The 6,765-nt window shown below is 31.9% G+C and carries 4 protein-coding genes; 1 reads left to right on the top strand and 3 read right to left on the bottom strand.

Annotated features, from left to right (window positions below):
- Window positions 1-468: 468 nt before the first annotated feature.
- The 3 genes from AC27L2_RS13595 to AC27L2_RS13585 all read right to left on the bottom strand — a co-directional run bounded on the left by AC27L2_RS13595 (window position 469) and on the right by AC27L2_RS13585 (window position 4,735).
- The gene (locus AC27L2_RS13595; RefSeq protein WP_487212312.1) at window positions 469-1,524 is read right to left on the bottom strand and encodes a glycosyltransferase family 9 protein; all 1,056 of its coding nucleotides are present in this window, start codon (window positions 1,522-1,524) and stop codon (window positions 469-471) included.
- A 67-nt stretch (window positions 1,525-1,591) separates the two neighbouring features.
- The gene (locus AC27L2_RS13590; protein ID WP_487212311.1) at window positions 1,592-4,468 is read right to left on the bottom strand and encodes a protein O-mannosyl-transferase family; all 2,877 of its coding nucleotides are present in this window, start codon (window positions 4,466-4,468) and stop codon (window positions 1,592-1,594) included.
- A gap of 21 nt (window positions 4,469-4,489) precedes the next feature.
- Window positions 4,490-4,735: a hypothetical protein gene (locus AC27L2_RS13585; protein WP_487212310.1), complete on the bottom strand. Its 246-nt coding sequence runs from the start codon at window positions 4,733-4,735 to the stop codon at window positions 4,490-4,492.
- A 95-nt stretch (window positions 4,736-4,830) separates the two neighbouring features.
- Between AC27L2_RS13585 and AC27L2_RS13580 the strand changes: the two genes are divergently transcribed.
- Complete coding sequence (locus tag AC27L2_RS13580) at window positions 4,831-5,472, top strand: glycosyltransferase family 2 protein (RefSeq protein WP_487212309.1); 642 nt, start codon at window positions 4,831-4,833, stop codon at window positions 5,470-5,472.
- Window positions 5,473-6,765 lie beyond the last annotated feature (1,293 nt).

Here is a 6,765-nt window from a genome sequence, read left to right as displayed (position 1 = left end):
GGTTTCAATATTTTTTGAACACAGATTTAGTAGATTTTCTCTGTTTTTAGATTCTTTAATCGACATAAAAATTTTCATGTCGTTCTGAGTCCGCCAAAGACGGATGAAGAACCTCATATAAAATTATGAAGTAATAATTAGATTCTTCGTCGCCCGCCAAAGGCGGACTCCCCAGAAAGACAACATACAAAAGTCATTCTGAAAATCTCAATTAAATAAATAGATTCTTCGGTCGTCCCGCCTTTTTGGCGGGTCTCCATCAGAATGACGTAAGAGTATTAATACTTAGGATAAAAAAGAAAACGTTGTGTCATTCTGAGTCCGCCAGAAGGCGGATGAAGAATCTCTTTGATTAAAAAAATCATTTCAAGTCACAACGAATTTTTATCGGGACGAAGCAATCTCAATTGTTTTCATTTCTCACAAAGCCGCAAAGCTTTTTTGCGTCTTACCGTAAAATTAATTTTCTCACAAAAAATATTTTACTTCATCATAAACCAAATCTGCACTTAATTCTTTTATGCATTTAAATTTTACATCAGTTCTATAGCATGTAAGCGGTTTGGGTGAATAATAAAAACAAGGTGAGCAATCGAGATTTAATGAGGCAATTCTATAATTTGTTTTCCATGGATGAATATAATTTTTATTAGTTGGACCAATAACAGCTACCACATTTAATTTCAATGCTGAAGCTATATGCATTAAACTGGAATCATTAGTCACAAAGATATTGCATCTTTTCATTACAGCAGCTGTGTGAATTAATGATGATGTATTCACAATTATTGCTGATTTAGAATTTATTTTTTTTATAACCTCTTCTTTTATTGTTTTTTCTTCTGGTCCACCAAAGACTAAAATTTTTGCTTTGTGTTCTTCAATTAATTTCCTCCCTAATGCAGCAAATTTATCTGTTTCCCATCTTCTTTTATCATGATTCTTTAATGTTGAACAGCCCGGATGAAAACCTATCACAAGTTCATTTTCGCCAATTAGATTTTCTCTTATAAAATTTTTACCAAACTCTAAATCTCCTTCTCTAAAATTCAGGATTAATTCTGGAATGTCATGAAATTCTTTGCCCGCAATCAATTCACATAATTTTATATTTTCTTCAACATTATGAAAATTATCGTCCTCCTGAATTCTAAGATTATTCAAAAAACCAAAGTTCTGAAAATCTTTTCTAAGATATTTTACTGCTAATCTTTTTTCAGCTCCAATTAAAAAATTAATAATGTTATATTCTTTTCTATTTGAGGGATATACATTAATTGAAATGTAATATTTTTTTCTTAAGCCAAGAACAAACAAAAGAGATTTTAATTTTCCTTCTTTCAAGAATTCCCAATAATGAATTTTAGAAATTTCCGGCAGACGCTCATATATTTCTTTTACTCCTTTGTACATAACAAGAGCATCAATTTCTGATGAAGGGAAATTTTCTTTCAGCATTTTGAGTGCAGGGGTAAACATTAATGCATCGCCAATTCCGGATAATGCAATAATCAGGATTCTCATAACATGAATGGATTAGTTTTTAATTAGAGACGGCACAAAAAATTTTTATGTGCCGTCCGTCTTTTAATTATTTTGTTGTATCAATACCGGCAAGTTTTTTATATCTATTCAATAAGTTTTTAACAGTTTCATCATTGGGAATATAATAAGATAGCTGATTGAGCAAATCAACTGCTTCTTTGTACATTTTCAAATTATCATAGTGAGTTAGAAGAATATCATAAGGATTATTCCAGCTTGTAAAATCTTGAGGATTTTGCTGAAGTGCTTTTTTAGCTGTTTCAATTAATTCTTTTGCATAAATTGTATAATCTTTCATGTCACCTGCAGCATAGTAGAGACGAGCAATATCGTGTTCAATTCTGTAATCAATAGGAATAACACTTCTTGGAATTTTCTTTTCCATCATATTAAGTGTTTCAATTGCTTTGGTACTATCTTTAAGCTGATAGAGATAATGAATAGCAAGTCTTAAAAATGTATTTCTGTAGTTTTGAACAAGTCGTTCATGATTTTCGTCAAAGAAAATAGTTTTATCATTTAAACCTCTGAATTTAAATCCAGGTCGATATGTTTTACTGAAACCTTCTGGCTCATCGAACAATTGTTTTCTAACTATCGGCTCATTTATATATTCAAAAGTTTGTGAATTGAATTTTTTGGGCACTACTCTTAATGCCACGCCTTCCATTTGCAGGTAATCATTCAAACTAAGTTTGCTATCTTCTGAACAAGTCATTGCAAAATATACAGGTCTTTTCCATTTACTTTGCATAATAATATCAAGAACTGCCAAATCTTGAACACGAATTGCTTTTATGTTACCATATTGGACAGGACTTTCCATTCGCCATGTAATTTTTCCTTTTTTAATTACAGAAGTATCTGTAATTCCCCATTCTTTAATAACATCTTCAGAAACAGGGATTGACATTTCAGTTGGTTCCCATCTTTGAACTGTTAGCTGGTCAATTTCTTCATCTGTAAAACTCATTGCAACTTTTTCGGCACCATAAGGAGAAGTATTTTTTAATTGTTTTATATACCAAGGAGTATTTAGCAAACTCAAATTAGCAATTCGAACATCTCTTCTTACACCTTCAACATCTTGAAGATACCAAAGTGGAAATGTATCATTATCACCATTTGTAAAGAGGATTGCATTTGGAGCAACACTCTGTAAAAGATTATAAGCATAATCCCACGGAACATAATTTCTTGAGCGGTCATGTTCAAAATAATTTGCACGAAGCATATTTGCAGGGACTGTAATAAAACCAAATAAAAGCAAAATTATTACTGCAGGTGTAAGATTTTTTATCTTATCAAATTTTTCATAAAGAAGTTCAATCAAACCTCGCATTCCAAGAGCAATCCACAATGAAAATACAAAGAAGGCACCCACATAGAAATAATCTCTTTCACGAGGTTGAGGTTCCTGTTGATTTTGATAAAATGCTGTTAAATAACCAAGGAAAATAAACATTACAAGAAAGACAGATGCCATCTTCCAGTCTTTTCGGAAATGAAAATATAAACCGAATAATCCAATAAAAAATGGGATACCATATAAATCAGTCCAATCAACACCGCTATCCTGATAAGTTGAAACTCTACCAATGTAATTCCAGAATAAATATCTATTAAACATGTGGTCCATTTGATAACGAAGCAGAAAATCAAGGTCGCTCGAATAATTTGTATAAATTCCTTGCTGATGTGGTTCATTAGAAAATCTTCGTTTGAAAATTGGGAAATCACCATATTGTTCACGATTCAAATAAGATTCAAGTTCAGTAAAATTCTTTGGACTATTCATATTAATTGGTGTTTCCTGATTGGCACGAATAATTATCATTGCATAAGTCGTAATGCCAATCATTGCAAAAAATGCACATTTAAATACAAGGTTCAATGTTGGTTTATTATTCTTTGATGTCCAGTAGATTCCAAATCCAAGAATTGCAAAAAGAAGGACTGATACAATGATATCAAGTGTAAAATCATTTCCTGCAATTATTGTAATTAATTTTGGCACATATTTAACAATTCCAGGGTAAACTGCTATAAGTGTAATACCACCAATAATCATTGGAATATAAAATGAACTTCGTTGAAATATTTTTTTGTAGAGTGCCCCCATAAACAATACACTTACGACAATAAAGACCATCCAGAATCTCATATCAATTTGATTATACTGTTCATAAGAAGGAGGAGTTGAATCATTTTGTGCAGCCCACATTGCAAATGCAATTAAAAGAATGATAACAGAATGAATAACAAAAATTACAGCTGTTTTTTTAAGAACTTCCTCATCAGTAACATATTTTCTAAATATAACCACCATAACAATGGGAACAATTGCAAGAACAGACATCAAGTGAACACCTGTTGAAAGACCAATGAGATATGCAATAAGTATTAAATATTTTTCGTTGTCAGGCTTATCAGCTTTTTCATTCCATAAAATCATAAGCCAGATTACAAATGCAATAAAGAAAGTTGAAGTTGCATAAACTTCGGCTTCAACACCATTAAACCAGAAAGTATCGCTGAAAGAAAATGATAAAGCCCCAATTGCTGCCGAAAGATAAATTGCGAGAGCATCAATTAAACTTTCTGGTTCTTTTCTTCTATAATTTTGAATTACTTTAACAGCAATTAAATACAAAAACATTACAGAAAAAGCACTTGCCAGAACAGAAATCATATTGACTCTCAAGCCAATATTTTCTGCAAAAGGAATCATTGAAAAAACTCTGCCAAGAATTAAAAAGAACGGGGTTCCCGGGGGATGAGGTACCTGCATTGCATAAGATGATGCAATAAATTCACCGCAATCCCAGAACGAAACTGAAGGTTGAACAGTTGAGCGTAAAACATAAAAGCTGATTAAAAAAACAATTCCTGCAATAATTCGATTTAATGTTTTGTAATTCATATTTACCACCACAAGTTTTAATTATGAGGATTGATTGTTGGAATCATTATCAGGTTTCTTAAATAAATAATCATAATTCTTTTTTTCGCGGTTGACATGGTATTTAACATACAGAGCTTTTAATCTTTCCATAGAAAGCCTATCGAGATCTTCATCATCCTTGTGTCTTCTAAGAAGCATTTTATAATCTTCGAGTTCTTTTGGTTCAAATTTTCTTTCATATTTTTTTAATATTTCAAAGTAATTCTTTTGCTCTCGAGAACTCATTTTATGTCTTCTCTGTTAATAAATTAACAAGTGAAATTAATTAAAAATAATCTCAATAAAAAACTATATTTGAATTAAACTAAATTGATTTTTTTATGATGCAAGTTTACAAAAATTTTAATCCTGTTGTTTCAATAATTCTTCCAACTTTTAACAGAAAAAATTATCTCGAACGAGCAATTAATTCAGTAATCAATCAAACATTTACAAACTGGGAATTAATTATTGTTGATGATGGCAGCACAGATGATTCAATTAAATTGATTGACAAATATATTCTTGAGTATGAAAACATTCGATACATGAGACATTCAAACAGAAAAACTCCGCTTACAACAAATGCGGGCATCTTAGCTTCTGTAGGAAATTTTATAACATTTTTAGGAAGTGATGATGAATATAAACCCGAGCATTTAAGTTTACGAGTTGATTTTATGAATCAGAATCAAGATATAGATTTAATTCATGGCGGAGTTGAAATAATTGGTTCACCTTATGTAAAAGATAAAAATGATTTAACAAAATTAATTCATCTTTCGGAATGTGTAATTGGGGGAACATTCTTTGGCAAAAGGAAAGTGTTTTTCGAATTAAATGGATTTCGAAATTTGAAATACAGTGATGACTCTGATTTTTTTGAAAGAGCAGAAAAGAAATTCAAAATTGCAAAAGTGAATTTCCCCACTTACATTTATTACAGAGATACACCTGATAGTATCTGCTCAACTATCGAGTAATATTTTTGACAATTACTCAATAAATTTTTTTGACTTTTATTCCCTGCAAGTTCTGATTTTCTTAATATAGTAATTCTATAATTTACTATTGCTTTCTTTTATCTTTGAGTTTGCTTCGTCGTCACGATTTATTGGAACTCCTCAGAAAGACAATATACAAAAGTCATTCTTTAGTCCGCCAGAAGGCGAATGAACAATCTCAATTAAACAAATAGATTCTTCGGTCGTCCCGTCTTTTTGGCAGGACTCCCTCAGAATGACTGAAAAGTTTAATACTTAGGATAAAAAAGAAAACATTGTGTCATTCTGAATCCCCCAGAAGGCGGACGAAGAATCTCGAAAACACTGACATAAAAGACTTCGTGTCATTCTGAGTCCGCCAAAGGCGGACGAAGAATCTCTATAAGTGTTATTGCAAAACACTCTTAATTTATTTTTCATTTCTCGCAAAGCAGCAAAGTTTTCTTTGCGAACTTTGTGGTTTCAATATTTTTTGAACACAGATTTAGTAGATTTTCTCTGTTTTTAGATTCTTTAATCAACATAAAAATTTTCATGTCGTTCTGAGTCCGCCAAAGGCGGACGAAGAACCTCATATAAAATTATGAAGTAGTAATTAGATTCTTCGTCGCCCGCCAGAAGGCGGACTCCTCAGAAAGACAATATACAAAAGTCATTCTTTAGTCAGCCAGAAGGCGAATGAACAATTTCAATTAAATAAATAGATTCTTCGGTCGTCCCGCCTTTTTGGCGGTGACTCCCTCAGAATGACTGAAAAGTTTAAAACTTATGATAAAAAAGAAAACATTGTGTCATTCTTGAGTCCGCCAAAGGCGGACGAAGAATCTCTATAAATGTTATTGCAAAACACTCTTAATTTATTTTTCATTTCTCGCAAAGCAGCAAAGTTTTCTTTACGTCTTTTAATCTTTGCGTCTTGGCGAGAATTTACTTCTAAATTCTTCGGTCATGTCGTTCTGAGTCCGCCAAAGGCGGACGAAGAACCTCATATAAAATTATGAAGTAGTAATTAGATTCTTCGGTCGTCCCGCCTTTTTGGCGGTGACTCCCTCAGAATGACTGAAAAGTTTAAAACTTATGATAAAAAAGAAAACATTGTGTCATTCTGAATCCCCCAAAAGGCAGACGAAGAATCTCGAAAACACTGACATAAAAGACTTCATGTCATTCTGAGTCCGCCAGAAGGCGAATGAAGAATCTCTATAAATGTTATTGCAAAACACTCTTAATTTATTTTTCATTTCTCGCAAAGCCGCAAAGTTTTTCTTTGCG

Source organism: Rosettibacter sp. KY25, from assembly GCF_057554405.1.
This window is presented reverse-complemented; position numbering and strand designations above follow the sequence as displayed.

Bases quoted from the DNA above. Each gene is read 5' to 3' on its own strand.
- AC27L2_RS13595 (WP_487212312.1), bottom strand. From the start codon at position 1,524: ATGAGAATCCTGATTATTGCATTATCCGGAATTGGCGATGCATTAATG.
- AC27L2_RS13585 (WP_487212310.1), bottom strand. From the start codon at position 4,735: ATGAGTTCTCGAGAGCAAAAGAATTACTTTGAAATATTAAAAAAATAT.
- AC27L2_RS13580 (WP_487212309.1), top strand. From the start codon at position 4,831: ATGATGCAAGTTTACAAAAATTTTAATCCTGTTGTTTCAATAATTCTT.
- AC27L2_RS13590 (WP_487212311.1), bottom strand. From the start codon at position 4,468: ATGAATTACAAAACATTAAATCGAATTATTGCAGGAATTGTTTTTTTA.